The organism is Cellulomonas alba, from assembly GCF_030362835.1.
Classification (GTDB): domain Bacteria; phylum Actinomycetota; class Actinomycetes; order Actinomycetales; family Cellulomonadaceae; genus Cellulomonas; species Cellulomonas alba.
On sequence record NZ_JAUCGQ010000001.1, the window covers coordinates 2,614,190 to 2,640,355 of the forward strand.

25 protein-coding genes are annotated in these 26,166 nt (G+C 72.2%); 17 read left to right on the top strand and 8 right to left on the bottom strand.

Translation table 11 applies throughout. The features are described from left to right. The first annotated feature begins 136 nt into the window (after nt 1-136). Nucleotides 137-1,810 (top strand): MDR family MFS transporter, encoded by a 1,674-nt coding sequence (locus QRT04_RS11885; RefSeq protein WP_289455490.1) that lies wholly within the window; start codon nt 137-139, stop codon nt 1,808-1,810. Between the two features lie 84 nt (nt 1,811-1,894). Here the strand turns inward: QRT04_RS11885 and QRT04_RS11890 are convergent, their stop codons facing one another. Both QRT04_RS11890 and QRT04_RS11895 read right to left on the bottom strand, forming a co-directional pair. Continuing rightward, nucleotides 1,895-3,334, bottom strand: a complete 1,440-nt coding sequence (locus QRT04_RS11890; RefSeq protein ID WP_289455491.1) for a class II fumarate hydratase — start codon at nt 3,332-3,334, stop codon at nt 1,895-1,897. Between the two features lie 95 nt (nt 3,335-3,429). Next, on the bottom strand, nt 3,430-4,047 hold the full coding sequence (locus QRT04_RS11895) for a carbonic anhydrase (RefSeq protein WP_289455492.1): 618 nt from the start codon (nt 4,045-4,047) through the stop codon (nt 3,430-3,432). 116 nt (nt 4,048-4,163) lie between these two features. Here QRT04_RS11895 and QRT04_RS11900 point away from each other — a divergent pair, with 116 nt between their 5' ends. Genes QRT04_RS11900 through QRT04_RS11915 form a run of 4 tightly spaced genes read left to right on the top strand, consistent with a single transcriptional unit; the run spans nt 4,164 to nt 8,558 of the window. After that, nucleotides 4,164-5,477 (top strand): extracellular solute-binding protein, encoded by a 1,314-nt coding sequence (locus tag QRT04_RS11900; RefSeq protein WP_407653596.1) that lies wholly within the window; start codon nt 4,164-4,166, stop codon nt 5,475-5,477. Between the two features lie 17 nt (nt 5,478-5,494). Next, a complete protein-coding gene (locus QRT04_RS11905) occupies nt 5,495-6,436 on the top strand; it encodes a carbohydrate ABC transporter permease (protein WP_289455783.1) in 942 nt (313 codons plus the stop codon). Further along, on the top strand, nt 6,436-7,278 hold the full coding sequence (locus tag QRT04_RS11910; protein ID WP_289455493.1) for a carbohydrate ABC transporter permease: 843 nt from the start codon (nt 6,436-6,438) through the stop codon (nt 7,276-7,278). The genes QRT04_RS11905 and QRT04_RS11910 overlap by 1 nt, the downstream gene beginning before the upstream one ends. Before the next feature lie 14 nt (nt 7,279-7,292). Beyond that, nucleotides 7,293-8,558 (top strand): ABC transporter ATP-binding protein, encoded by a 1,266-nt coding sequence (locus QRT04_RS11915; protein WP_289455494.1) that lies wholly within the window; start codon nt 7,293-7,295, stop codon nt 8,556-8,558. Between the two features lie 70 nt (nt 8,559-8,628). Here the strand turns inward: QRT04_RS11915 and QRT04_RS11920 are convergent, their stop codons facing one another. The 3 genes from QRT04_RS11920 to xseA form a co-directional block, all read right to left on the bottom strand. Next, complete coding sequence (locus QRT04_RS11920) at nt 8,629-9,528, bottom strand: carbohydrate kinase family protein (RefSeq protein ID WP_289455784.1); 900 nt, start codon at nt 9,526-9,528, stop codon at nt 8,629-8,631. A gap of 119 nt (nt 9,529-9,647) precedes the next feature. Continuing rightward, a complete protein-coding gene (locus tag QRT04_RS11925) occupies nt 9,648-10,004 on the bottom strand; it encodes an exodeoxyribonuclease VII small subunit (protein ID WP_289455495.1) in 357 nt (118 codons plus the stop codon). A 178-nt stretch (nt 10,005-10,182) separates the two neighbouring features. Next, entirely contained in the window at nt 10,183-11,460 is a 1,278-nt protein-coding gene (gene xseA / locus QRT04_RS11930; protein ID WP_289455496.1) for an exodeoxyribonuclease VII large subunit, read from the bottom strand. A 222-nt stretch (nt 11,461-11,682) separates the two neighbouring features. Between xseA and QRT04_RS11935 the strand changes: the two genes are divergently transcribed. Then, the gene (locus tag QRT04_RS11935) at nt 11,683-12,735 is read left to right on the top strand and encodes a 4-hydroxy-3-methylbut-2-enyl diphosphate reductase (RefSeq protein ID WP_289455785.1); all 1,053 of its coding nucleotides are present in this window, start codon (nt 11,683-11,685) and stop codon (nt 12,733-12,735) included. Nucleotides 12,736-12,807: 72 nt separating this feature from the next. On the opposite strand, the gene QRT04_RS11940 is transcribed toward QRT04_RS11935, so the two are convergent. Further along, nucleotides 12,808-14,190 carry a DNA recombination protein RmuC gene (locus QRT04_RS11940; RefSeq protein WP_289455497.1) on the bottom strand — a complete coding sequence of 461 codons (1,383 nt, stop codon included), beginning with the start codon at nt 14,188-14,190 and terminating at the stop codon, nt 12,808-12,810. 102 nt (nt 14,191-14,292) lie between these two features. Here QRT04_RS11940 and QRT04_RS11945 point away from each other — a divergent pair, with 102 nt between their 5' ends. The 9 genes from QRT04_RS11945 (at nt 14,293) to QRT04_RS11985 (ending at nt 22,460) form a co-directional block, all read left to right on the top strand. Then, nucleotides 14,293-15,219: an ABC transporter ATP-binding protein gene (locus tag QRT04_RS11945; RefSeq protein ID WP_289455498.1), complete on the top strand. Its 927-nt coding sequence runs from the start codon at nt 14,293-14,295 to the stop codon at nt 15,217-15,219. Continuing rightward, a complete protein-coding gene (locus QRT04_RS11950; protein ID WP_289455499.1) occupies nt 15,189-16,748 on the top strand; it encodes a hypothetical protein in 1,560 nt (519 codons plus the stop codon). Before QRT04_RS11945 ends, QRT04_RS11950 begins: the two co-directional genes overlap by 31 nt. 55 nt (nt 16,749-16,803) lie before the next feature. Beyond that, nucleotides 16,804-17,880: a redox-regulated ATPase YchF gene (gene ychF, locus QRT04_RS11955; RefSeq protein WP_289455500.1), complete on the top strand. Its 1,077-nt coding sequence runs from the start codon at nt 16,804-16,806 to the stop codon at nt 17,878-17,880. 30 nt (nt 17,881-17,910) lie between these two features. After that, nucleotides 17,911-18,219 (top strand): hypothetical protein, encoded by a 309-nt coding sequence (locus QRT04_RS11960; RefSeq protein ID WP_289455501.1) that lies wholly within the window; start codon nt 17,911-17,913, stop codon nt 18,217-18,219. Nucleotides 18,220-18,595: 376 nt separating this feature from the next. Then, nucleotides 18,596-19,078 carry a hypothetical protein gene (locus tag QRT04_RS11965; protein WP_289455502.1) on the top strand — a complete coding sequence of 161 codons (483 nt, stop codon included), beginning with the start codon at nt 18,596-18,598 and terminating at the stop codon, nt 19,076-19,078. An 82-nt stretch (nt 19,079-19,160) separates the two neighbouring features. Next, complete coding sequence (locus QRT04_RS11970; protein ID WP_289455503.1) at nt 19,161-19,442, top strand: hypothetical protein; 282 nt, start codon at nt 19,161-19,163, stop codon at nt 19,440-19,442. A 202-nt stretch (nt 19,443-19,644) separates the two neighbouring features. Next, complete coding sequence (locus tag QRT04_RS11975) at nt 19,645-21,540, top strand: choice-of-anchor Q domain-containing protein (RefSeq protein WP_289455504.1); 1,896 nt, start codon at nt 19,645-19,647, stop codon at nt 21,538-21,540. Nucleotides 21,541-21,660: 120 nt separating this feature from the next. Then, nucleotides 21,661-22,125, top strand: coding sequence for a phage tail protein (locus QRT04_RS11980; RefSeq protein ID WP_289455505.1), 465 nt, complete (start codon nt 21,661-21,663; stop codon nt 22,123-22,125). Nucleotides 22,126-22,130: 5 nt separating this feature from the next. After that, on the top strand, nt 22,131-22,460 hold the full coding sequence (locus QRT04_RS11985) for a DUF1905 domain-containing protein (RefSeq protein ID WP_289455506.1): 330 nt from the start codon (nt 22,131-22,133) through the stop codon (nt 22,458-22,460). A gap of 5 nt (nt 22,461-22,465) precedes the next feature. On the opposite strand, the gene QRT04_RS11990 is transcribed toward QRT04_RS11985, so the two are convergent. Continuing rightward, nucleotides 22,466-22,942, bottom strand: coding sequence for an iron chaperone (locus QRT04_RS11990; protein WP_289455507.1), 477 nt, complete (start codon nt 22,940-22,942; stop codon nt 22,466-22,468). A 107-nt stretch (nt 22,943-23,049) separates the two neighbouring features. Between QRT04_RS11990 and QRT04_RS11995 the strand changes: the two genes are divergently transcribed. Beyond that, nucleotides 23,050-23,499: a hypothetical protein gene (locus QRT04_RS11995; protein ID WP_289455508.1), complete on the top strand. Its 450-nt coding sequence runs from the start codon at nt 23,050-23,052 to the stop codon at nt 23,497-23,499. Between the two features lie 68 nt (nt 23,500-23,567). On the opposite strand, the gene QRT04_RS12000 is transcribed toward QRT04_RS11995, so the two are convergent. After that, the gene (locus QRT04_RS12000; protein WP_289455509.1) at nt 23,568-24,035 is read right to left on the bottom strand and encodes a nitroreductase family deazaflavin-dependent oxidoreductase; all 468 of its coding nucleotides are present in this window, start codon (nt 24,033-24,035) and stop codon (nt 23,568-23,570) included. A gap of 344 nt (nt 24,036-24,379) precedes the next feature. Between QRT04_RS12000 and QRT04_RS12005 the strand changes: the two genes are divergently transcribed. Further along, entirely contained in the window at nt 24,380-26,149 is a 1,770-nt protein-coding gene (locus QRT04_RS12005; protein ID WP_289455510.1) for an ABC transporter family substrate-binding protein, read from the top strand. The last annotated feature ends 17 nt before the right edge of the window (nt 26,150-26,166 follow it).

Genomic DNA, 26,166 nt, shown 5'->3' on the forward strand with positions numbered 1-26,166 from the left:
ACGTGTCGGACCCCGGCGTTAGCGTCGAACCCATCGCTCGGACCGTTCCTCGGACCCGCTCCTCGGACCAGCCCTCGGACCAACCCTCGAGCCGTCCCTCGGACCATCCCCGCACGACCGTTCCCGGAGGAACGCCATGAGCACCCCCCAGCCCCAGGGCGCGCCGCGTACGGCGTCGCTCGTCGACCTGCACGGCCGCAGCCCCTGGAGCGTGCTGCCGCCGCTCTGCCTCGGCTTCTTCATGATCATGCTCGACACCACGATCGTGAACATCGCCGTGCCCACGCTGATCAAGGAGCTGGGCGCCGACGTCGCGTCGGTCGGCTGGGTGAACAGCGCGTACCTGCTGACGTTCGCCGTGCTGCTGCTCGTCACCGGGCGCCTCGGCGACCGGTTCGGCCCGCGCCCGGTGTTCCTCGTCGGCCTGGTCATCTTCACGCTCGCGTCGCTCGCGTGCGGCCTGTCGGGCACGGTCGGCCTCCTGATCGCGGCGCGAGCCGTGCAGGGCGTCGGCTCGGCGCTCATGACGCCGCAGACGATGTCGGTGATCACGCGCGTGTTCCCGCCGGCCAAGCGGGGCGCGGCCATGGGCATCTGGGGCGCGGTCGCGGGCGTCGCCACCATCACCGGCCCGGTGCTCGGCGGCCTGCTCGTGCCGCTCGGCTGGGGCTGGATCTTCTACGTCAACGTGCCGATCGGCGTCGTCGCGCTCGTGCTCGCGCTGCGCACGCTGCCGTCGCTGCCGACCCACGCCCGCACGTTCGACGGGATCGGCGTCGCGCTGTCGGTCGTCGGCATGTTCCTGGTCGTGTTCGGCCTGCAGGAGGGCTCGAAGTACCACTGGGGTCAGATCTGGGGCGCCGTCACCGTCTGGGAGCTCATCGGGGTGGGCGTCGTCGTGCTGGTCGCGTTCGTGCTCTGGCAGCGCCACCTGGGCGACGACGCGCTCATGCCGCTGAACCTGTTCCACACGCGCAACTTCTCGCTCGCCAACTTCTCCGGCGCGGCCGTGACCTTCGCGATGACCGGGATCTTCTTCCCGTTCACGATCTTCCTGCAGGTCGCGCTCGGCATGTCGCCGCTGCACGCGGCCTTGGTCGGCCTGCCCGGCTCGCTGCTGTCGGGCATCGTCGCGCCGTTCGCGGGCCGCCTGTCGGACCGCGTGCCGGCGAAGTGGATCGTCGCGACGGGGTTCGCGATCCTCACGGGCGTCGTGTTCTGGCTGTCCGCGGTGATCGGCCCGGACACGCCGGTCTGGCACCTCGTCGTCCCGATGGCGTTCTTCGGCATCGGCACCGGCTTCCTGTTCTCGCCCCTTGCCAACGTCGCGACGTCGGGGCTCGACCGCCGCAACGCCGGCGCCGGCGCGGGCGCGTTCAACACGAACCGCCAGATCGGCGGCGTCATCGGCTCGGCGGCGGTCATCGCGACGCTGACCTCGCGGCTGGGCGTGCAGATCCCGGCCGCGGCGCAGCAGCAGGCGGCCACCCTCCCCGAGCAGGCGCGCGAGCCGTTCCTCCACGCGTTCCAGAACCTCGACTTCACGGCGTTCGCCGCAGGCGGCGTCAAGGGGTTCTCGCTGCCCAGCTCGGTGCCGGACGACGTCGCGGCGCAGATCCAGGCCGCGGCGCTCAAGGCCATCGACACCGGGCTCTCGAAGTCGGTGTCCGAGACGCTGCTGCTGACGGTCGCCGTCCTCGCGCTCGGGCTCGTCTCGGCGCTGGCCATGAAGGCGTTCGTGCCGCACCACCACGAGCCGACGGCCCCGCCGGCCGAGGCCGAGGCCGCCAAGGTGCAGGCGCCCGCCTGACGGCCGCGACCGGACACACCTCGGACGCACGACGGCCCGGCACCCCTCGCGGGGGCCGGGCCGTCGTCCGTGGTGCCGGCGCGCTCAGGCCTGCGGCGGTCGCGTCATGCTCAGCACGTCGAGCGCCGCGTCGAGCTGCTCGTCGGTGACCTCGCCCCGCTCGACGTAGCCCAGGTCCACGACCGCCTGGCGGATCGTCAGCCCGTTCTTCACGGCATGCTTGGCGATCTTCGCCGCGGCCTCGTAGCCGATCACGCGGTTGAGCGGCGTCACGATCGACGGCGACGACTCGGCGTACGCCCGCGCGCGCTCCTCGTCGGCGACGAGCCCGGCCACGGTCTTGTCCGCCAGCAGGCGGCTCGCGTTGGCGAGCAGCCGGATCGACTCGAGCACGGCCGACGCGATCACGGGGATCTGCACGTTGAGCTCGAAGGACCCGGACGCGCCGGCCCACGCGACGGTGGCGTCGTTGCCGACGACCCGCGCGGCGACCATCAGCACCGCCTCGGGGATCACCGGGTTCACCTTGCCCGGCATGATCGACGAGCCCGGCTGCAGGTCCGGGATCGCGATCTCGGACAGCCCGGTGTTCGGGCCCGACCCCATCCACCGCAGGTCGTTGCAGATCTTCGTCAGGCTCACGGCGATGGTCCGCAGCGCGCCCGAGAGCTCGACGAGGCCGTCGCGCGCGCCCTGCGCCTCGAAGTGGTCGCGCGCCTCGGTCAGGGGCAGGCCCGTGTCCTCGACGAGCAGGGCGATGACGCGCTGCGGGAAACCCGCCGGGGTGTTGATGCCCGTGCCGACGGCGGTCCCACCGAGCGGAACCTCGGCGGCGCGGGGGAGCGCGGCCTGCAGGCGCTCGACGCCGTACCGGATCGCCGCGGCGTACCCGCCGAACTCCTGGCCCAGGGTCACGGGCGTCGCGTCCATCAGGTGCGTGCGACCCGACTTCACGACGCCGGCCCACGCCGCGGCCTTCTCCTCGAGGGCGCCCGCGAGGTGCTCGAGGGCGGGCACGAGGTCGCGGACCACGCCGGCCGTCGCGGCGACGTGCACCGACGTCGGGAACACGTCGTTCGAGGACTGCGACGCGTTGACGTGGTCGTTGGGGTGCACGGCCGCGCCGAGCGCGCGCGTCGCGAGGGTCGCGACCACCTCGTTGGTGTTCATGTTCGAGCTCGTGCCCGAGCCCGTCTGGTAGACGTCGATCGGGAAGTCCGCGTCGTGCGCCCCCGAGGCCACCGCGTCCGCCGCGGCCACGATCGCGTCGGCAACGTCCTGCGGCAGCACGCCGAGCTCGGCGTTGGCGCGGGCCGCCGCCTTCTTGATCCGCGCGAGCGCCTCGATGTGGCCGCGCTCGAGCCGCGTGCCGGAGATCGGGAAGTTCTCGACGGCGCGCTGCGTCTGGGCGCGGTAGAGCGCGGCGGCGGGCACGCGGACCTCGCCCATCGTGTCGTGCTCGATGCGGTACTCGACCGGGGGCTGCGGTGCGGCGTCGGCGGCGCCCGAGGGTGCGGAAGTCATGCCGTCAATCCTGCCCCACGGCGCGGGCAGCTCGCGGCGGCCGAGGGGCGGCGAGCGGCGGCCGGAACGCGGCGGGCGTCCGACCGCGCCGGTGCTCAGACCTCTCCGGCGGTCTCCACGACGTGCACCGTCCCGTCCGCGAGCGTGTACTCGAGCCCGACGATCGCGCACCGCCCGGCCTCGATCGCCTCGGCGAGCGAGACGGAGTACGCCTGCAGCATCTGCACGGTGTTCCGCACGTGCTCGTGGCCGAGCGTCGCCGCATCGGTCGGCCCGTCGGCGTCGCCGAGCCCGATGATGCTCGGGATGACGCGGTCGACGACCGCACGCACGAACCCACGCTGCACCACGCCGTCGTTGAGCGCCGCCGTCGCGGCCGCCACCGCGCCGCACGAGTCGTGGCCGAGCACCACGACGAGCGGCGCACCGAGCACCTCGACGCCGTACTCGATCGAGCCGATCACCGTCGTGTCCAGCACATGGCCCGCCGTCCGGACCACGAACAGGTCGCCGAGCCCCTGGTCGAAGATGATCTCCGCCGCGACGCGCGAGTCGGAGCAGCCGAGCAGCACGGCGAACGGGTGCTGCTCGGCGGAGAGCTCGGCGCGCCGCTCGATGCTCTGCGACGGGTGCTGCATCTCGCCTCGGACGAAGCGGTCGTTGCCGGACTTGAGGGACGTCCAGGCCTGTGCGGGGGTGAGGGGCGTCGTCACGCCCCCATGGTGCAGCACGAACCCGCGTGCGGCTCGAGCGGGTTCGCACGTCGGACGGCCCTTTCGGGGTGCGGCGCGACCCCGACCGGTGTACTCAGGTCCCAGGACGGATCGCCATGAACCGGACGGGGGACGACGTGCGACGACGCACCAGGCTTCTCGCGGTCACCACCGCGGTCGCGGTGGCTCTCCCGCTCGCCGCCTGCGCGAGCGCGTCGGGGCCGCCGAAGCTCACGTGGTACATCAACCCGGACAACGGCGGTCAGGTCGAGATCGCGAAACGGTGCACCGAGGCGGCGAACGGCAAGTACACGATCGCGACCGAGGTCCTGCCGCGTGATGCGGCGTCGCAGCGGGAGCAGCTCGCCCGCCGGCTCGCGGCGAAGGACTCGTCGATCGACATCATGAGCCTCGACCCGCCGTTCATCCCGGAGCTGGCCGAACCCGGCTTCCTGGCGCCGATCCCCGACGACGTCGCCACGAAGGTCACGACGGACGTCGTGCAAGGCGCGATCGACGGTGCCACCTGGAAGAACAAGCTGGTCACCATCCCGTTCTGGGCGAACACGCAGCTGCTCTGGTACCGCAAGTCGGTCGCGCAGCAGGCGGGGCTGGACCCGTCGAAGGACCCCGTCACCTGGCAGCAGCTCATGGACGCGGCCAAGAAGGAGAACAAGTACCTGGGCGTCCAGGGGGCCAAGGCCGAGTCGCTGACGGTGTGGATCAACGCGCTGATCGAGTCGGCCGGCGGCCAGATCATCAAGAACCCGGAGGCGTCGGCCGACGACCTCCAGCTCGGCCTCGAGAGCGACGCCGGACGAGCCGCGGCGAGCATCATGGGCCGGATCGGGCGCGAGGGCCTCGGCGGTCCGGGTCTGCCGACCGCCGACGAGAACGCGACGCTGACCGTGTTCCAGGGCGACAAGGGCTCGTTCATGGTCAACTGGCCGTTCGTCTGGTCGGCGACGCAGGCCGCGGTGTCCGACGGCACGCTGCCGAAGTCGCTGCTCGACGACATCGGCTGGGCGCTCTACCCGCAGGTCGACCAGGGCCAGAAGACGCGGCCTCCCTACGGCGGCATCAACCTCGGCATCGGCGCCTTCAGCAACCACGTCGACCTCGCGCTCGACGCGGCGCAGTGCATCGTCACACCCGAGAACCAGGCGTACTACTTCGCGACCAACGGCAACCCGCCCGCGTCGACCAAGGCCTACGACGACCCGGCCGTGAAGAAGGCGTTCCCGATGGCGGACGTCATCCGCCAGTCGCTCGAGCAGGCGGCTCCCCGGCCGCAGACGCCGTACTACAACGAGGTGTCCACCGGTCTCCAGGAGACCTGGCACCCGCCGTCGTCGGTCAACCCCGACACCACGCCGAAGCGGTCGACGGACTTCATCACCGCGGTCCTGCGAGGGGAGGCGCTGCTGTGACATCTGCGACTGCGGACGTGTCGCACCAGGTGGTCGACGAGAAGCCGGCGAAGGTGCGGCGGTCCGACCGCGCACGTTCCGAGGTCCGCCTCGGCTGGCTGCTCGCGGGGCCCGCGTTCCTGGTGATGGTCGCCGTGACGGTGTACCCGATCATCCAGGCGTTCTTCGACTCGCTGTACTCGTACCGGCTCACCGCGCCGGCCGACAAGCACTTCGTCGGGCTGCACAACTACCAGGTCGTGCTGACGGACTCGGTGTGGTGGAAGGCGTTCGGCGTGACGACCTTCATCACGCTCGTGACGGTGCTCGTCGAGGTGATCCTCGGTTTCGCCCTCGCGCTCGTCATGCACCGGGCGATCAAGTCGTTCCGGGGCATCCTGCGCACCGTGATCCTCGTGCCCTACGGGATCATCACCGTGGTCTCGGCGTTCGCGTGGTTCTACGCGTTCGACATCAACTCCGGGTACATCAACCACTGGTTCGACTGGGTGCCGGGCATCAGCCCGAGCCTCAACTGGTTCGCGCACCAGGGCACGAGCCTCTTCGTGATCATGGCGTCGGAGATCTGGAAGACCACGCCGTTCATCTCGTTGCTCCTGCTCGCGGGCCTCGCCCAGGTGCCGGGTGACCTCGAGGAGGCCGCCCAGGTCGACGGCGCGACGTGGTGGCAGCGCATGCAGCGCGTCGTGCTGCCGAACATGAAGGCCGCGATCATGGTCGCCGTCCTCTTCCGGGCCCTCGACGCGTTCCGCATCTTCGACAACGTCTTCATCATGACGAACGGCGCGAACGGCACGACGGTCCTGTCGCTCCTCGCGTACCGCACCTCGATCGGTCGGCTCGAGATCGGCCTCGGTTCCGCGATCTCGGTGCTGCTGTTCCTGTGCGTCATCGGGATCTGCTTCATCGCGATCAAGCTGTTCAAGGTCGATCTCGCCGCCGCGAGAGGGGAGCGGTGATGAAAGCGCTGTCGACCAAGATGAAGGTCTGGTGGATCGTCATCACGATCCTCGTGCTCGTGTGGTCGCTGCTGCCCGTCCTGTCGATCTTCGCGACGTCGTTCAAGCTGCCGAGCCAGCTCAACCTCGGCAGCTTCTGGCCCAAGACGTGGTCGACGACCAACTACGAGCAGATCTTCGCGGGCTCCGCGAAGGACCTCTTCCTGCCTGCGCTGAGGAACTCGATCGGCATCTCGCTGATCGCGACGGCGATCGCGGTCGTGCTGGCGACCTTCGCCGCCTACGCGATCGCGCGGCTCGACTTCCCGGGCAAGCGGCTGATCCTGACGACCGCGCTCGGGGTCTCGATCTTCCCGGTGATCTCGCTGGTCACGCCGCTGTTCAACCTGTGGCGCAACATCGGCCTGTACGACACCTGGCTCGGCCTGATCATCCCGTACCTGTCGCTCACGCTGCCGATCTCGATCTGGACGCTCGCCGCGTTCTTCCGGCAGATCCCGTGGGAGCTCGAGCAGGCCGCGCAGGTCGACGGCGCCACGACGTGGCAGGCGTTCCGCAAGGCGATCGTCCCGCTCGCCGCGCCCGGCGTGTTCACGACCGCGCTGATCGCCTTCTTCATCGCGTGGAACGACTTCGTCTACGGCATCTCGCTCACCTCGACGAGCCGCGCACGCCCGGTGCCCGCGGCGCTCGCGTTCTTCACCGGCGCCTCGCAGTTCGAGGAGCCGACCGGTGCGATCTCCGCCGCCGCGGTGGTCGTCACCGTCCCCGTCGTCATCCTGGTGCTGCTGTTCCAGCGCCAGATCGTGTCCGGCCTGACTCAAGGCGCCGTCAAGGGCTGACCAAGGAGACTGCGATGGCTGCCATCAACCTCAAGGACATCGTCAAGCGGTACCCCGACGGCTTCCTCGCCGTGAAGGGCGTGAGCCTGGACATCCGGGACGGGGAGTTCGTGATCCTCGTCGGGCCGTCCGGCTGCGGGAAGTCGACGCTGCTCCGCATGATCGTCGGGCTCGAGGACATCAGCGACGGCGAGCTGCGCATCGGCGACGCGGTCGTCAACGACAAGGCGCCGCGCGACCGGCACCTCGCGATGGTGTTCCAGAACTACGCGCTGTACCCGCACCTGACCGTCTTCGAGAACATCGCGTTCCCACTCCGGCTGCAGCGCGGTCAGTTCAGCGAGGACGAGATCACGGCGAAGGTCGAGCGGGCCGCCAAGACCCTCGAGCTCCAGGACCACCTCCAGCGCAAGCCCGCGAACCTGTCCGGTGGCCAGCGGCAGCGCGTCGCGATGGGCCGCGCCATCGTCCGCGACGCCAACGCGTTCCTCTTCGACGAGCCGCTGTCGAACCTCGACGCGAAGCTCCGCGGCCAGATGCGCACCGAGATCGCGCGCATGCAGCGCCGGCTCGGCACCACCACCGTCTACGTGACGCACGACCAGACCGAGGCCATGACGCTCGGTGACCGCGTCGCGGTGCTGAGCAAGGGCGAGCTCCAGCAGGTCGCGTCGCCGCGCGGCCTCTACGAGCAGCCGGTCAACCTGTTCGTCGCGGGCTTCATCGGGTCGCCGCCCATGAACTTCATGCCCGGCGAGATCGAGGGCGACGTGCTCCGGCTGCCATTCGTCGACGTGCCGATCGACGCGCGGCTGCGCGAGCGGATCGGCGACCGGAAGATCGTGATCGTCGGCATCCGGCCCGAGCACTTCTCGGATGCCGGGCTGCTCGAGGACTCCAAGCGCTCCGAGGGCGTCTCGTTCGACACCGAGGTGGACGTCACCGAGTGGCTCGGCGCCGACCTGTACGCGTACATCCCGTTCGAGACGAGCGCCGAGGTCGCCGGCACGCTCGCCGAGCTGGACCGCGACCTCGACGGCGAGGGCATGCGGACCCAGCTCGTCGTGGCGCTCGACGACGAGTCCCGCATCCGCGACGGCGACACCGCGACCCTGTGGTTCGACCCCGCGCGGATGCTCGTCTTCGACCCCGAGACGCAGGACAACCTGATGTTCGACCCCGAGGCGGCGAAGTCGATCGACGAGCAGAACGAGGCCGATCGCCGTGCGTCGCTCGAGCGTGCGCACGCGCGGGAGAAGGCGGCCGCGGGCAGCCGGTGACGCGTCAGTCGCCCTAGCGGGTCAGTCGTCCTGACGGGCCAGTCGCTGCCGGGTCAGCCGGCCTGACGGGTCAGTCGAGCTCGCGACTCCACGGCGGGTTCGCGCCTGCGCGCGACACCGTGATCGCGGCGATCCGCACGCACCGCGCCAGCACCGCCTCGAGCACGCTCTGGTCCGCGTCGTGCAGCGCGGCGCGCCGGTCGCCACCGAGGAGGCCGGCGGACCACAGTCCGTCGATCAGGCCGCCCATGAACGAGTCGCCGGCGCCCACCGTGTCGGCGACCGGGACCGCGGGTGCGGCGACGTGGAGCCGCGCGCCGGCGGAGGTCGCCGCGAACGCGCCCTCACCGCCGTGCGTGACGACGACGGCCGCCGGGCCGACGCGGCACCACTCCTCGGCGATCTCCGCCGGGGCGACCCCGGGTTCGAGCCAGGCGAGGTCCTCGTCCGACACCTTCACGACGTCCGCGAGTCGCACGATCGCGTCGACGTGCGGACGCGCCAGCTCGCGGGAGCCCATCAGAGCGGGCCGCAGGTTGGGGTCGTACGTGACCGTGGCGCGGTCGCGGTGGCGCCGCACGAGGTGGCGGACCTTCGGTGCGCCGGGCTCGAGCACCGCCGCGATCGACCCGGTGTGCACGACGAGCGGGTCGGCAGGCTCGTCCGTCCACGAGTCCGCGAGGTCCCACTCGAGGTCGAACTCGTACGTCGCGGTGCCCTGTGCGTCGAGGTGCGCCGTGGCGATCGGGGTGGTGACGGCCCCGCGGTTGCCGTCGAGCACGCGCACCCCGGACTCCGCGAGGTGCCGGCGCACGATCTCGCCGTCGGCGTCGTCGGCCAGCCACGTCGCCAGCGCGACCGAGCGGCCGAGCCGTCCGAGGCCGAGGGCCACGTTGGCGGGGCTGCCGCCCGGGTGCGCCTCGCGCAGGCCGTCGGCGCGCTCGACGACGTCGATCAGGGCCTCGCCCACGACGAGCGCCGTGCCGCCGGTGCGCCGCGGGCCGCTGGCGGTGGCCGCGGTCGTGCTCGTGCCGCCGGGCGTCGTGCTGCTCCGGGGGGATCCCGTGCCGCGGACGTCGGCGTCGCTCGTCACCGGTCGTCCTGCCCGTCGAACCCGTCCGGCTCGTCGCCGGCGTCGCCCCTCGAGGCGACCACGTCACCGGACGGCCCGGCGCCGGCCGCGTCGCCCGAGGCGCCACGGGCCGCCGCGAGCCGGTCGCGAGCACCGTCGAGCCACTGCTGGCACCGCGCGGCGAGGGCCTCACCACGCTCCCAGAGCGCCAGCGACTCCTCAAGCGTCGCGGCGCCGCTCTCGAGGCGCCCGACGACCGAGACGAGCTCGTCGCGCGCCTGCTCGTAGGTCAGCGCGGCGACGCCCGAGTCGGCGGCTGACGGGGCTGCGCCTCCGGCGGTGGGCGGGGTCGCGGGCGAGGGCTGCTTCGGCACGGCCACAGTCAACCAGCCGCCGCCCACACGGTCCCGCTGCACGGCCGGACGTCCGAGGCGCTCGGAGGCGACCGCCACGCGCCACCCGGTCACCGGGCGGCCAGGCCGCGAACGACGAGCGCGACCTGCCGGCCACGGGCGCGATCACCCGGCGCTGGTCCGCCGCCTTGCGCGTCGGTCAGCCCGTGACGGTAGCCGCGACCTCACCCTCGGCGACGCGGATGCGCAGCGCGTCACCGTCCACGACGTCCGCGGGCGCCCGGACCACCAGCCCGTCCGCGCGCTGCACGACCGCGTAGCCGCGCTCGAGCGTCGCCGCCGGGGACAGGGCCCGAACCTGCGCCGCGAGCCCGGCGATCTCGGCGGAGCCGTGCGCCAGCGCGTGGTGCAGCGCCCGCCGCGCCGCCCCGAGCAGCGTCGCGACCCGCGCCTCGTGCTGCTCGACGAGCGACTCCGGCCGCGCCAGCGCCGGGCGCGTGCGCAGGTGGTCGAGCGCCGTCTGCTCGTGCGTCAGCCGATGGTGGAGCGCCGCTCGGGCGCGCAGTCGTGCCTGCGTCAGCCGCGCGCGCTCCTCGGTGACGTCCGGCACGATCCGCTTCGCGGCGTCGGTCGGGGTCGAGGCGCGGAGGTCTGCGACGAGGTCGAGCAGCGGGGTGTCCAGGTGGTGCCCGATGGCGCTGACGAGCGGGGTACGGCACGCCGCGGCGGCTCGCACGAGCGCCTCGTTGCTGAACGGCAGCAGGTCCTCGAAGGAACCGCCGCCGCGCGCGACCACGATCACGTCGACGCGCGGGTCGGCGTCGAGCTCCGCGATCGCGGCGCGCACCTCGGGCACCGCGCGCGGGCCCTGGACCGTGACGCGACGGATCTCGAACTCGACCGCCGGCCACCGCGTGCGCGCGTTGGACACGACGTCGTGCTCGGCGTCGCCCTGCTGGGCGCAGACGAGCCCGACGCGCTGCGGCAGGAACGGCAGCGGCTGCTTGCGGGCCTCGTCGAACAGGCCCTCCGCGCCGAGGACGCCCTTGAGGTGCTCGATCCGCGCGAGCAGCTCGCCGAGGCCGACCAGACGGACGTCGTCGGCCGCGAAGCTGAGCGACCCGCGCTTGGCCCAGTACTCCGGCCGCGCGTGCACCACGAGGTGCGACCCGTCGGTGAGCCGGTCGGCGACGCCCGCGAGCGTCGAGGCCGGGACGGAGACGGAGAGGGACATGTCGACGTCGGTGTCGCGCAGGGTGAGGAAGAAGCGCTGGTTCCACCGCTTGAGGTTGAGCACCTGACCTTCGATCCACACCGGGGGCATGCGCGCGATGTAGTCGGCGATCTTGGGCGCCAGGTGCCGGACGGGCCAGGGCCGGTCCGGCGACGTCTCGCCCGCCTTGAGCGGCAGCGGCCCCCGCGCCGGCGTGGCGGTCGAGGGGTCGGTCAGGGACGCGTCCTCGTGTGCGGTGCTCACGAGGACCAGCCTGCCGCACCGGTCCGACACGGACGCCGACGCGCACGTCGCGCCGCCGGTCGGTGCCCGTCCCGTGGAGGTCGCGTGGACGCGGCCCCGGGCCGCCCCGCGGGCCGCCGGTCTCCGCCCGGCGCCACCTAGACTCGAGGCGTGACCTCCCCGTTCCCCTCGTCCGCTGCGCCCGCGAGCGCCGTGGACGCTGCCTCGGCGGAGGCCGCCGGGATCGCGGCCGTTCCTGCCGCCACGACCGAGGGGCCCGACGCGCCGGCCCGCAAGCGCGTCCTCCTCGCAGCTCCGCGCGGGTACTGCGCGGGCGTCGACCGCGCGGTCGTCGCCGTCGAGAAGGCGCTCGAGCACTACGGCGCCCCGGTCTACGTGCGCAAGGAGATCGTCCACAACAAGTACGTGGTCGAGACCCTCTCGGCGCGCGGCGCGGTGTTCGTCGACGAGACCGACGCCGTCCCGGAAGGCGCGCGGGTCGTGTTCTCCGCGCACGGCGTCTCCCCGGCCGTGCGCGCGGCGGCCGAGGCGCGGTCGCTCCAGACGATCGATGCGACGTGCCCGCTCGTCACGAAGGTGCACAAGGAGGCCGTCCGGTTCGCCGACGACGACTTCGACATCCTGCTCATCGGCCATGCGGGCCACGAGGAGGTCGAGGGCACGCAGGGCGAGGCGCCGGAGCACATCCAGGTCGTCAACTCGCCCGCCGACGTGGCGAACGTCGTGGTGCGCGACCCTGATCGGGTCGTGTGGATCTCGCAGACGACGCTGTCCGTGGACGAGACGATGGAGACCGTCCGCCGCCTGCGCGAGCGGTTCCCCAACCTGCAGGACCCCCCGAGCGACGACATCTGCTACGCCACGCAGAACCGCCAGGTCGCGGTCAAGAAGCTCGCGCCGCACTGCGACGTCGTGATCACGGTCGGCTCGGCGAACTCGTCCAACTCGGTGCGGCTCGTGGAGGTCGCGCTCGACGCCGGTGCGCGTGCCTCGTACCGGATCGACCACGCCGCCGAGATCGACCCGGCGTGGCTCGAGGGAGCCGCGACGGTCGGTGTCACGTCGGGCGCGTCGGTGCCCGAGATCCTCGTCCGCGACGTGCTCGACGTGCTCGCGGCCCACGGCTTCGGGGACGTCGAAGAGGTGCGGACCGCGACCGAGGACCTGATGTTCTCGCTGCCGCGCGAGCTGCGCGCCGACCTGAAGGCCGCCGGCACGCCCGCGCCGCGGCCGCGCCGCGAGGGTCGCGCCGCACTCGACGTCCGGCCCGTCTGAGCCCGCCGGTCTCGCCGGGTCACCGACCCGACAGAGCCTGACGATCAGCGCGGGGTCGAGGGGCGGTGCCGCTCAGCCTGCCGCCACTCCGCCTCCCGGCGTGCTCTCGCCCGTGCGATCACCTCCGGCTCGCTCCGGGTCGAGCGCCCGCGCGTCGCGTGCCGCGACGCCGTCGAACGCCACCAGCTGGTCCTCCGCCGACGCCACGAGCTCCGGGGCGCTGACCGCCGAGAGCCGCGGGTTGGCGGCCGGCGGCGTCTCCAGTCGCTCGTCCACCACGTGCAGGTCGGCGAACCGCCGGGCGCTCACGAGGACCCGGGTCTCCAGCGACGAGACCGTCGCGTTGTACGCGCCGGCCGCTCCGTCGAGCGCGCGACCCAGCCGGGTGAGGTGGCCGCCGAGCGTCGCGAGCCGCCCGTGGAGCTCCTTGCCGAGGTCCAGCACCGCCTGCGCGTTGCCCGCCAGCGCGTCCTGCCGCCACGCGTAGGCGACGGTGCGCAGCAGGGCGAGGAGCGTGGTCGGCGTCGCGACGATGACGTTCCGCTCGGCGGCGTACTCGAGGAGCGCGCCGTCCTGCTCGAGCGCCGCACTGAGGAACGACTCCGCCGGCACGAACATGACGACGAACTCGGGCGCGGGCGTGAACTGCTCCCAGTACCGCTTCGCGGCGAGCGCGTCGACGTGCGTGCGCACGTGGCGCGCGTGTGCCGAGAGCCGGTCGGCGCGGACGTGCTCGTCGGACGCTTGCGCCGCCTCGAGGAAGCCCAGGAACGCGACCTTGGCGTCGACGACCACGTGCTTGCCGCCGGCCAGCCGCACGACCAGGTCCGGGCGCTGCAGGCCGTCGTCGGTGCGCACCTGGTCCTGCTCGACGAAGTCGACGTGCGCGAGCATGCCGGCGGCCTCGACGACGCGACGCAGCTGGATCTCGCCCCACCGGCCGCGCACCTGGGACGCGCGCAGCGCCGTGACGAGCTGCGCCGTCTCGGAGCGCACCTGCTCGGACGCGACGCGCATCGCGCCCACCTGCTCGCGCAGCGCGACCTGCGCCTCGTTCCGCTCGCGCTCGGCCGTCGCGAGCTGGGCCCGTACGTCCGCGAGCGTCCGGCCGAGCGGCTCGACCAGCTCCCGCACCGCCTGCTCGCGCTGCGCGAGCTCGCCCACCTGGGCCTGGCGGTCGGCGGCGAACCGCTGAGACGCGAGTGCGAGGAACTGGTCGGTGCTCGCCGCCAGCGCGTCCGCGGCCAGCGTGCGGAACCGGTCGCCGAGCCCGTCGCCGGCAGCCGCCCTGGCGCGCTCCGCCTCGAGCAGCGCGCCCGCGCGGGCGGCCGCGAGCTCGGCGCGCCGGACGCGCTCGTCGGCGCGCCGCGCGGCCCACGCGAAGCCCGTGGCGACGCCCGCCACGAGCCCGAGCAGCCCCGTCACCACCGCGGCCAGCACCTGTCCTGCGTCCATGCCCGCACTGTCGCAGAACGCACTGACACGGCCGTGACCTGGACGGAACGCGCCCGACGCGGGCGGTGCCGTGATGTCGGACGACACTCCTATGCTGGCGCGATGCTCCCCGAGGACCCCTCCGCGCGGCAGCCGACGGAAGGGCCCGTCGGCGCTCCCGCCGAGGCCCCGGTCGACCCGCGCGACGTCGCGCCCGGCCGCCAGCACGACGACGCCGGCGACCAGCACGGCGACCGCCCCGGAGCGCCGCCCTCCGCGCCGTCGGTGCCCGCGCTCGCGCTGCGCGGCCTGTGGCGCCGGTTCGACACGAAGATCGCGGTCGCAGGCGTCGACCTCACCGTGCCGGCCGGCTCGTTCTACGGGCTCGTCGGACCCAACGGAGCAGGCAAGACGACGACTCTGTCGATGGCAACCGGCCTGCTGCGCCCCGACGCGGGACAGGTGCTCGTGCACGGCGTCGACCTCTGGGCGCAGCCGCTCGTCGCCAAGGCGATGCTGGGCGTGCTGCCCGACGGGCCGAAGCTGTTCGATCGGCTGACCGGCGAGCAGCTCATCGTCTACGCGGGCCTCCTGCACGGCCTCGACCGCGACACCGTGGTCGCGCGCGCGCACGACCTGCTCGCGGCGCTCGACCTCGTCGCCGACGCGCGCACCCTCGTCGTCGACTACTCGGCGGGCATGACGAAGAAGATCGCGCTCGCGTGCGCGCTGGTCCACGCGCCGCGGCTGCTCGTGCTCGACGAGCCGTTCGAGGCGGTCGACCCGGTGTCCGCAGCGAACATCCGCGCGCTGCTCGCGGACTACGTCCGCTCCGGAGGCACCGTCATCGTGTCGTCGCACGTCATGGACCTGGTGCAGCGCATGTGCGACCACGTCGCGATCGTCGCTGCCGGCCACGTCCTCGCGGCGGGCACGCTCGACGAGGTCCGCGGCGGCCGCGACCTCGAGGACGTGTTCGTCGACCTGGTCGGCGGGCGGGCGACGGGGGAGGGGCTCGCGTGGTTGCGCACGTCGTCCGCCTCAAGCTGACCATCCTCGCCAACAGCCTCCGGCGCAGCCCGTGGCAGGTCGTCGGGCTGCTCGTCGCGACGCTGTACGGCCTCGGCATCGCGTGGGCCGTGGTGGGCGCGGCGATCGGCGTGAGCACCCAGGACCTCGAGATCCGCGCGCAGGTCGCGACGATCCTCGGCGCGGCGCTCGTCCTCGGCTGGTGGTTCGTGCCGCTGGTCGCGTTCGGCGCGGACGCGACGCTCGACCCGGTGCGGTTCGCGACGTCGACGATCGGGCGCCGCGACCTGCTCGTGGGTCTGACGCTCGCGGCGCTGGTCGGGGTTCCTGGCGTGCTGTCCGCGCTCGCGGCGCTGTCGCTCGGCGCGACGTGGTGGAAGGACCCCGTCGCGCTCGCCGCCGGGCTCGTGGGCAGCGTGCTCGGGCTCGCGGTGGCGGTGGTGGGCGGACGGGCGCTGGTCACGGCGGCGTCGCGCGCGCTGGCGGGCCGCCGCGGCCGCGAGCTGATCGCGGTGCTGATCGTGGTCGTGTCGCTCGGGGTCGTGTTCGGAGCGAGCCGCGCGTCGTCGATCGCGGTGCACGTCGACCGGCACACCTTCGAGGGACTGGCTCGCGTCGTGGGCTGGACTCCGTTCGGGGCGCCGTGGGCCGTCGCGGCGGACGTCGCGCGGCACGACTGGCTGACGGCGCTCGCGCACCTCGCCATCGCGGTGGCGACGGTCGTCGTCTCCGTCGCCGTGTGGAGCGCGGCGATCTCGCGGACGGTCGAGGCACCCCGCCACGAGAGCGCCGGACGGTCGCGTGGCCTGGGCTGGTTCGGCCGCGTGCCCGCATCGCAGCTCGGCGCCGTGGTGGCGCGGTGCCTGACCTACTGGGCGCGCGACCCGCGCTACGCGCTCGCGCTGGTCATCGTCCCCGTCCTGCCGCTGCTCCTGTGGTTCATCGGGCGCGGTGGAGCGCTCGCACTGGTATCCGGCCCCGCCGCGGCGCTGCTCACCGGCTGGGGCATCTCCGCGGAGGTCGCGTACGACGGGACCGCGCACTGGACGCACCTCGCGGCACCGCTGCGCGGGCTGACCGACCGGCTCGGCCGCGTGATCGCCGCCGCGTGCGTCGCGGTGCCGCTCCTGGCCTTCGTGACCGTCGCGGGTGCGCTGCTCGCGGGGCGCCCGGAGGACATCGCGGCGGTGGGCGCGGCGACGCTCGGGCTGCTGCTCGTCGCCTACGGCGGCGCCAGCATCGCGTCCGCGCTCGTGGTCTACCCCGTGCAGCAGCCGGGCGAGAACCCGTTCCAGAGCCGGCAGGGCGCCTCGCTCGCGGCGATCACCTCGCAGTTCCTCGGCTGGTCCGCGGTCGTCGTGGTCTCGCTGCCGACGCTCGTGCTCGCCTGGCTGACCGTGCAGCATCGATCGGGGTGGCTGCTGGCGGCGCTGGTGGTCGTCGCGCTCGGCATCGGCGGGGCGGCGCTCGCGTTCGGCGTCCGCCTCGGCGGGCGCGTGCTCGACGCTCGCGGGCCCGCGCTGTTCGTCAAGCTGCTGTCGTACGAGTAGTCGCCCGGAGCCTCGGCCGCGGGCGGGTCCGAGGCCGCCCGTAGACTTGCCGCCCGTGGCTCTCACCATCGGCATCGTCGGCCTGCCCAACGTCGGCAAGTCCACCCTCTTCAACGCACTGACCCGCGCCCAGGTGCTCGCGGCGAACTACCCGTTCGCGACGATCGAGCCCAACGTCGGCGTCGTGCCGCTCCCCGACCCGCGGCTGCAGGTGCTCGCGGACCTGTTCCACAGCGAGCGGATCCTCCCGGCGACGGTCTCGTTCGTCGACATCGCGGGCATCGTCAAGGGCGCGAGCGAGGGTGAGGGCCTCGGCAACAAGTTCCTCGCGAACATCCGCGAGGCCGACGCGATCTGCCAGGTCACGCGCATCTTCGCCGACCCCGACGTCGTGCACGTCTCGGGCAAGGTCGACCCGATCGGCGACATCGAGATCATCTCGACCGAGCTGATCCTCGCCGACCTCCAGACCCTCGAGAACGCGATCCCGCGCCTCGAGAAGGAGGTCAAGGGCAAGAAGACGGCACCCGAGGTGCTCGACGCGGCGCAGCGCGCCAAGGCCGTGCTCGAGACCGGCCGCACGCTGTTCGCCGCCGGGCTCGCCGACGACGAGCACGTCCGCGCACTCCAGCTGATGACGAGCAAGCCCTTCATCTACGTCTTCAACACCGACGACGCAGGCCTGGCGGACACCACGATGCAGGAGCAGCTCCGCGCGATCGTGGCCCCGGCGGACGCGATCTTCCTCGACGCGAAGTTCGAGTCGGAGCTCGTCGAGCTCGAGCCCGACGAGGCCCGCGAGATGCTCGAGGCCAACGGCCAGACGGAGGCCGGCCTCGACCAGCTCGCGCGGGTCGGCTTCCACACGCTCGGCCTGCAGACGTACCTGACGGCCGGCCCGAAGGAGGCCCGCGCCTGGACGATCCACCGCGGCTGGACCGCCCCGCAGGCGGCCGGCGTCATCCACACGGACTTCCAGAAGGGCTTCATCAAGGCCGAGGTCATCTCGTTCGCCGACCTCGTCGACGCCGGCTCCGTCGCCGCGGCCCGCGCCGCCGGCAAGGCCCGCATCGAGGGCAAGGACTACGTGATGGCCGACGGCGACGTCGTGGAGTTCCGCTTCAACGTGTGACGACGGGGGTGCGCCGTGCCGCGAAGGCTCATGTTCGTCCAGCTGAAGACGGGTTTCGACGTCGACCGCGGACCGTCGTGGATCGGGTGGGTCGAGTTCAACAAGTCGTGGAAGACCGCGAGGTTTCACGGTCGGGAGCTCCGGCGCTCTCACTCCCCGGGCCCGGATGCCAACTTCTACGACGTCGAATCCGACGAGTGGTTCTGGCTCTCGGGTCCGAAGCGAGATCGGACCGATACGCGGTACGGCCCTCGGACGACGGTCGTCGATGACGATGCTCGCGAGGCATACGAGGAGTTCCTGAACGGAGCACCTTTGCCGGGCCACGCGCTGGGCTGAGCCCCACGTCGTCGAGTCGGAGGGGGCCGCGGTGCGTGGCCGACGATCCGATCACCGAGCACGCCGCGTCGAGCGAAGCCTGGTCGACGAGCTCGCGAAGGTCGAAGGCGAACGCCACATAGCCCCGGTTGGCGAAGAAGGTCACGCACCTGTGGGCGCAGGACGGACCGCCGATGTCGATGGCGTTCCCGCGGCCATGTCCCGCCGGACCTCGCCAGCGCTTCGAGCGTGATCGGCCACTCGTCGCTGGTCGAGCCGACGGCTTCGGCGTCGGGGAGGGTTCCCGGGATCTTGCAGCGTGTGACGTCGGCGACCGAGCGTCGGACATGCCCGCGGATCGCGCGGGCTGGGCGTAGACCTGCGCGAGGATGCCCCCGTGCCACGAACCAGCCGCGAGCGTCGGCGCCGCACTGCGATCACGGTCGCCCTGGCGATCGCCGTCATGATCCCGATCGCATCGTGTGCCAAGACCGAGCCCCACGCCGACGGGTCGGCGGTCGCTACGGCGCCGACGAATCCCGCGAGCACCTCGACGGCCGAGCTCGTCGTGGAGATCCACGTCCCTCTCGCGCCCGACCCGGACGCCACGCCAGGCGCTTACCCGTTCCCGTGGATCGACACCGTCGAGGACTATCTCGCGGGCCTCGACGGCAGCGACGGAGCGGAGTACGACGACGGCGAGGAGTACGGGGACGAGTACCTCTTCTTCGTCGCCGGCGCTCCCGAGGCGGCGCTCCTGGAGCTGGCGAGGCGCGTCGCGTTGCTGCCCGACGTCCCCGTGGGGGTGTACGCGGTTGTCACCGACACCGTGGCGCCCGAGCTCGGCGTCGGCCGCCGCGTCGAGCTCGGCGAGGGCTAGTCGGCTCGACGTACGCGCCGCGCCGCGTGCGGCTCCTTGCGATGAGGGCGTGAAACGCGCCCCGCGAGGGAGGAGCCGAGCCATGTGGATGCGACACCATTGGCAGTTCAAGGACCACTTCAACCAGAGCCTGGGCGCGGGTGGGGCCAAGCAGGCGCTCGCGGTCTTCGGACACCGGGTTCTCGCCGAGGGCGAGGGCTGGGTGCTCGGCGAGATCGACGGGGGTCTCGTGCTGGCGCAGGCGATGCCGATCGGCGACGGCAACCAGATCCACGTCATGGTCGTCGCCGCGACGGAGAACGAGGCGTCGCTGGTGGCGTGCGACCAGGTGGCGCAGCACATCGAGGGCGCCCAGACGCTGTGATCCCCGGTCACGTGCCGCGCCGGGGCGCGAGCGGCGGCGTCAGCAGAGGCCTCGCGTGGCGTCCGTCAGCACCCGAGATGTCCCATTCGACGACTGACGGGTATGGCGCACACGGCGCCAGGAGAGGACCCTCGTCGCCAGGAGCCGTGATCGGACGAGCCCCGGCGAAGGTGCCGGCGCGACCGGCTCGGGGGGACCGCTCATGGTCAAGCGCATCGCACTCGTCAGCATCTCCGCCCTGGTCGCGGCATCGGCGTCGGTCGCGATCATCGCGACCCCCGCGGCGGCCGCGACGGTCACCGTGACCACCACGACGGACGTCGTCGACGGCGGCGACGGGCTCATCTCGCTGCGCGAGGCGGTGGACTCTGCGAACGCGGCCGCCGATCCGACGGTCATCGAGCTCGCCGCGTCGAGCACCTACACCTTGACGTCGTGCGGCGGCGACGAGGACGCCAACGTCACGGGGGACCTCGACTACACGGGTCTGCTGGGGCTCACGATCAACGGGCACGGCGCCACGATCGACCAGACGTGTCCGGACGAACGCGTGCTCGACCAGCTCGACGGAACCGCGCAGGTCGCACTCGGCGCGTTGACGATCACCGGCGGCGACAGCACGGACGGTGCCGCGGTGCGGTTCAACGGCGACATCGTGCTGACGGGCGTGACCGTGTCGGGCAACGACGCCGCGACCGGGCCCGTCCTGAACAGCGGCGAGTCCCACACGTCGAGCATCGGGCTCGTCGACTCGACGGTGGGGCCGAACACCGGGACCGGCGTCCGGGTGTCGTTCGGCAGCATCTCGGTCGACGGGTCGACCATCACGCAGAACACCGGCCGCGGGATCGGTGCGATCGACGGCGCGCTCGGCGTCGTCGACTCGACGATCAGCGACAACGGCCAGGGTGGCGTCTCGACGACCGGCCAGGGCGACGGGGAGCTCAGCTTCGTCAATTCCTCGGCCGTCGACAACGGGGGACCGGGCGTCGTCTGCTCGGCGTGCGGCGACCTGGTCGTCACGGCGTCGACGATCACCGGGAACGTCCCGTCCGGCGCGACCGTGGGCGGTGGCATCCAGTGGAGCGTCGACCAGGACTCGCCGACGGACGCGCGGACCGCCACGATCACGGACTCGACCATCGCCGGCAACACCCGCAACGGCCCGGGCGGCGGGATGGTCGTCTCCATCATCGAGCTCACCGACGGACCGCCTCCGGCACAGATCGACGTCGTCCGCTCGACCTTCAGCGGCAACTCGGCGACAGGCGTCGACGGGCGTGGCGGCGGCCTCTTCGCTGCCACGGGCGAGGTGCACGTCGACAACGCGACGTTCTCGGGCAACACCGCCGCGGTGACGGGTGGAGGCGTCGACACCGCCACGGGCGACGTGTTCCTGCGGCACGCGACCGTGGTGGGGAACAGCGCACCGACCGGCGCGAACGTCGGCACGGGAGAAGACCTCGAGAGCTTCGGCTCGATCGTCGCCTCCGCGGCGGGCGGTGGCACCGACTGCGCGATCGCGGGCACCACGATCTCGTCCGGGTTCAACGTCGGCGGCGACACCTCGTGCGCCTTCGTCGGCGGCCCCGGCGACAAGACGAACGTCGGAGACCCGCAGCTCGGGCCGCTGGCCGACAACGGCGGCCCGACCCCGACGAGGCTGCCGCTCGGCACGAGCCCCGCCGCAGGCGCTGTGCCCGCCGCCTCGTGCACCGTCTTCACGGTCGACCAGCGCGGGGTGACCCGGCCGGCCGGGACCAACTGCGAGGCGGGCTCCGTCGAGATCGCGGAACCGGTCGCCGTGGTCTGCACCCAGACGGGAACCCCCGGCAAGGACGTGCTGATCGGCGGCCCGGGTGACGACGTGCTCTGCGGCCTGGGCGGTGCCGACGTGCTCATCGGCGGGCGCGGCAACGACCACCTCATCGGCGGGGACGGCGCGGACCTGCTGGTCGGTGGCCCGGGGAACGACCAGCTGGACGGCGGCGCGGGCAAGGACCTGCTGCTCGGCGGCCCCGGGGTGGACCACCTCGACGGCGGGCCGGGCGTCGACCTGTGCGTGGACGCGGACGGCGCGAAGCCCCATCTCTGCTGAGCCGGAGCGCGTGCGCCGTCGCGCACACCGCTGGCGTCCGCACCGCACGCGAGCTGTCGTCCCGACCGCTGACGTGGTGGAGTTGCGACGAGTCCTGACGCCGTGGAAGAGGGAGCGCACGTGTCGTACGTCGTCGATTTCGAGAACGTCTCCACCACCGGGCTGGAGTCGTCGCCCGTCGCGCAGGCGCTCGCCGGCCTGCGCGCGAACGAGGCGCGGTACTTCAGGAACAAGTACGACCACGTGTTCACGGTCGAGCCGGCGTCGGAGCAGCCGGACCTCGTCGCGTACGTCGACCGCATCCTGCGCGCGGAGAAGGATCTCGCCATCGCCTCGACGCCGCTCGAGGTGACGCAGCTCGAGGTCGACGGCATCCGCTGGACGTACGTGTTCTACGAGTCGGGCCTGTCGGTCAACGTGCTCTACACGCTCGCCGACGCCGGCAAGCGCGCGGTCGGGTTCAAGCTCTCGGACGGCATGGAGGTCCCGGCCGAGCTCGCGGACCGGTTCAAGTTCGCGCGCCAGAAGTCGAAGCTGGCCGGGACGATCCGCGGGTCGTTCTTCGTCGTCAAGGGCGAGTACTGACGCCCGTGGAGTGGAGGTTCGACGGCGAGGTCGTGGTGTGGCGCGGCCCGACGCCGTACGTCTTCGTCGAGATGCCCGAGCCGGCCAGCGCGGAGCTCAAGGAGGAGGCGCGCGAGCTCATCTACTGGGGCCAGGTCCCGGTGCGCGTCCGGATCGGACGCACCGAGTTCGCGACCGCCCTCTTCCCGAAGGACGGGCGGTACCTGGTGCCGCTGCGGGTCGCGGTGCGGCGCGCCGAGGGCATCGAGCCGGGTGACGTCGTCACCGTCCGGCTGCAGCCCGAGCGCGCCGCCCGCGTTACAGGGGGCGCCGCCAGGGCGGCCCCCCGTGCGTAGCCGCGTCAGCCCGCCGCGCGCGTGACGAGCTCCGCGATCCGCTTCTCGACCTCGGCCGTGAGCTCGGTGATCGCGTAGTACGTCGGCCACATGGCGCCGTCGTCGAGCGCCGCGGCGTCGCCGAACCCGAGCATGGCGTAGCGGGACTTGAACTTGGCGGCGGGCTGGAAGAAGCAGACGACCTTGCCGTCCTTCGCGTACGCGGGCATGCCGTAGTACGTCTTCGGTGCGAGCACCGGCGCGTGCTCGGCGACGAGCTCGTGCAGCCGGTCGGCGATCGCGCGGTCGGTGCCCGTCAGTTCCGCGATCTTCGCCTCGACCTCCGCCGCCGCCTCCTGCGGGCTGACGGCGCCCTTGCGCGTGCGGGCGGCGCGCACCTCCTTGGCGCGCTCCTTCATCGCGGCGCGCTCTGCGGCGGTGAAGCCCTCGTCGGAACCCTGCTGCGGTGCGTTCATGGTGTCGTCTCCTCGGTCGGTGCTCATGCCTCGATGCTAGGAATCCGCAGGTCGCGAGGGCTTCTCAGATCCTGACCAGTCTCCCGGCGCGGCCGGGCGGGGCCAGTCTGCGGCGCGCCGCCTACGCTGTCGCCGTGCCGAACGACGCCATCCCCGCCGACGGCCTGCTCGAGCTCGAGGGCGTGTTCCGGATGCGGGTCGCCCCGGGCTGGACGCTGACGGGCATCCCGGGTTCGCGCTACAAGGTCAGCGACGACGAGCGCGAGGTCGACGTCTCGTTGCGCCGCACCGACGGCCCACCGGACGACGCGCGCGCCACGGTCCTGGCGTTCGCCCGGCTCAAGGGAGCGAGCGGCGACGTCACGGTCGTCACGCCCCAGGACGAGGACGGTGCGCGCGCGTTCGCGTGGTTCACCGCGGCGGCCGAGGACTGGGTCGCGGCCGTCCTCTGCCACGGCCGGTTCACCGTGCTCGGGTCGACGCACGGGCCGGCCGGCGACCACGACGCGATCGCCGACGGCGAGCGGATGCTCTCGACGCTCGGCCCGTCGTCGCCGCGGCGCCGCTGGCTGCGCGCCCGCTGACACCGGGCGAACTGGCGCCGGACGAACAGACGCCGGGCGAACAGAGACGAGACGCCCTGCGGGCGTGCTCAGCCGGCGGGGGAGAGCACGAACATCCGCAGCTCGCGCCCCGACCGCTCGGCGTAGGCCGCGTACCCGGGCCAGACCTCCAGCAACGCGGGCATCAGCCGGGCGCGGTCCTCGTCCGACGCGATCGTCGCCACGACGGGGGTCGTCGTGCCGGCCAGCGTCACCGTGGCCTGCGGCTCGGCGAGGAGGTTGCCCGACCACGCCGGGTGGTGCTCCTGGCCCCAGTTCGAGCCGAGCACGACGAACCGCTCGCCGTCACGGACGTACAGCAGCGTCGCGGCGCGCGGCTCGCCGGACACCCGGCCGGTCGTCGTCAGGATCAGCTGCGGCAGCGTCGGCCGTCCGAGCACGCTCCAGCGCCCGCGGGTGCGCTGCTGCAGGCGCCGGTCGAGGCCCGACGCGGCGCGACCGACGCGCGCGAACCAGCGCGTCCTGCCCAGGCGGCGCACCGCCGTCTCGAAGCCCATCGGCGCATCATGCCGCACGGCGACAGGACCTCTGGGCGGCGGCCGGCGCGGCGCAGCTTGGCGCGAGCGCCCCGGCCCTCGAGCGCCCAGGAGACCGGCCGGGACGAGCTCCGACCTGCGCGACCGGTCCAAACCGGCCACAATCCGACGTATCGGGCGCCTGCTTGCTACTGGTGGGTACCGTTCGCATAACGATGTGTGGCAAAGGGGGCCGTCCGATTCGGCGGGTCCCAGATGTCGGACTACCGTCCATGCATCCATTCGTTCGTGCTGGTGGCTCCGCGCGTCAGCACGATCGGTTCCCGCCGGCCGTCGGCCGGCGGTTGAGTGTTACTGGAGGCAGAGTGACCATCAGGCGTAAGGGCCTCACGGTGGCCGCGCTCGCGGCGGGCGCGCTCGTGCTCGCTGGCTGCGGCACCGCAGGGGGCAAGACGAATTCCAGCGCGTCGCCTAGCAACAACTTCGCCGACACGATCAACATCGGCATCGAGCAGACGCCCGACACGTACAACTCGAACACGGCGGACGCCAACAGCGTCTACAACGCCTACGTCGACAACCTGACGCAGAACGGCTTCGTCAAGATCCAGCCCGACGGCTCGATCAAGGCGAACACCGACTACGGCACGTACGAGAAGGTGTCCGACAACCCGCTGACGGTGAAGTACACCTTCTCCGACAAGGCGGTCTGGTCGGACGGCACGCCGATCGACTTCGACGACGCGCTCCTCGCGTGGGCGGCCTACTCGGGCACGCACCCGTCGGGCCAGAAGGCCGAGGACGGCTCCGAGGCCGATCTGTTCAACGCCGCGAGCACCAACGGCTGGAACCAGATCAAGATGCCCGAGGGCAAGGCCGGCGACAAGTCGTTCACCCTCGTCTACACCAAGCCCTACGCCGACTGGGAGAGCCTCCTGAGCGGTGGCTTCGTCCCGGCGCACATCGCCGCGAAGCAGGCCGGTCTCTCGACGGACAACAACGACGAGGCCCTGGTCACGGCCATCCAGAACAACGACACCGCGACGCTCAAGAAGGTCGCGGACTTCTGGAACTCCGGCTGGAAGTACCAGGCCAACCTGCCGTCGCTCCCCGACGTCGCGCTGCTCCCGGCCGCCGGCCCGTACAAGTACGACAACGCGTCGAACGGCACGCTGACGCTCGTCAAGAACGACAAGTACTGGGGCACGGCGGGCAAGACGCAGAAGATCGTCTTCAAGACGGTCAACGCGGACGAGATGGTCCAGGCCCTCCAGAACGGCGAGATCGACCAGTTCGACCCGTCGAACCCGACGAGCGACATGGTCTCGCAGCTCTCGGCCCTCGGTGCCTCGGTGAAGGTCGAGAAGGGCGAGTCGCTCAGCTTCAGCCACGTCGACATCGACACGGGCAAGGGCGGCAAGTTCGAGGACCAGCGCGTGCGCCAGGCCTTCGCCAAGTGCATCCCGCGTCAGGACCTCGTCGACAAGTTCGCGAAGCCGATCTTCGACGGTGCGCAGATCCTGCGCCTGCACGAGTACCTGCCGTCGCAGAAGGACTACGAGACGGTTCTCGCCCAGGTCCCGTCGGCCAAGCTCTACGACACGGTCGACATCGCCGGTGCGAAGCAGCTCCTGCAGCAGGCCGGCGTCAAGACGCCGTACAAGGTCACGTTCAAGTTCGCGGGCCAGTCGCAGCTGCGTGCCAACCAGGTCGCGCTGATCAAGGCCTCGTGCGACCAGGCCGGCTTCAACATCGTGTCCGCGCCTGACGACGACGTGTTCACGACGCTGACGCAGCCCGGCAAGTGGGACGCGGCCGTCTTCGGCTGGTCGGGCTCGGGCCTCATCGCCTCGGGCCAGTCGATCTACGTGACCAAGGGTGCGCAGAACTACGGGCGCTACTCGAACACGAAGGTCGACCAGCTGTGGGACCAGATCGTCCAGGTCACGAACCCGGACGACGCGGTGCCGCTGAAGGCGCAGATGGAGGAGCAGCTCTGGAGCGACCTCTACAACATCACGCTGTACGCCAACCCGGGTGTCACGGCCTACAGCTCCAAGCTGACGGGCCCGGTCTACAACCCGACGCAGTACGGCAGCACGTGGAACGCCGCCACGTGGACGAAGTCGCTCTGACGCACGTCCGCTGACCG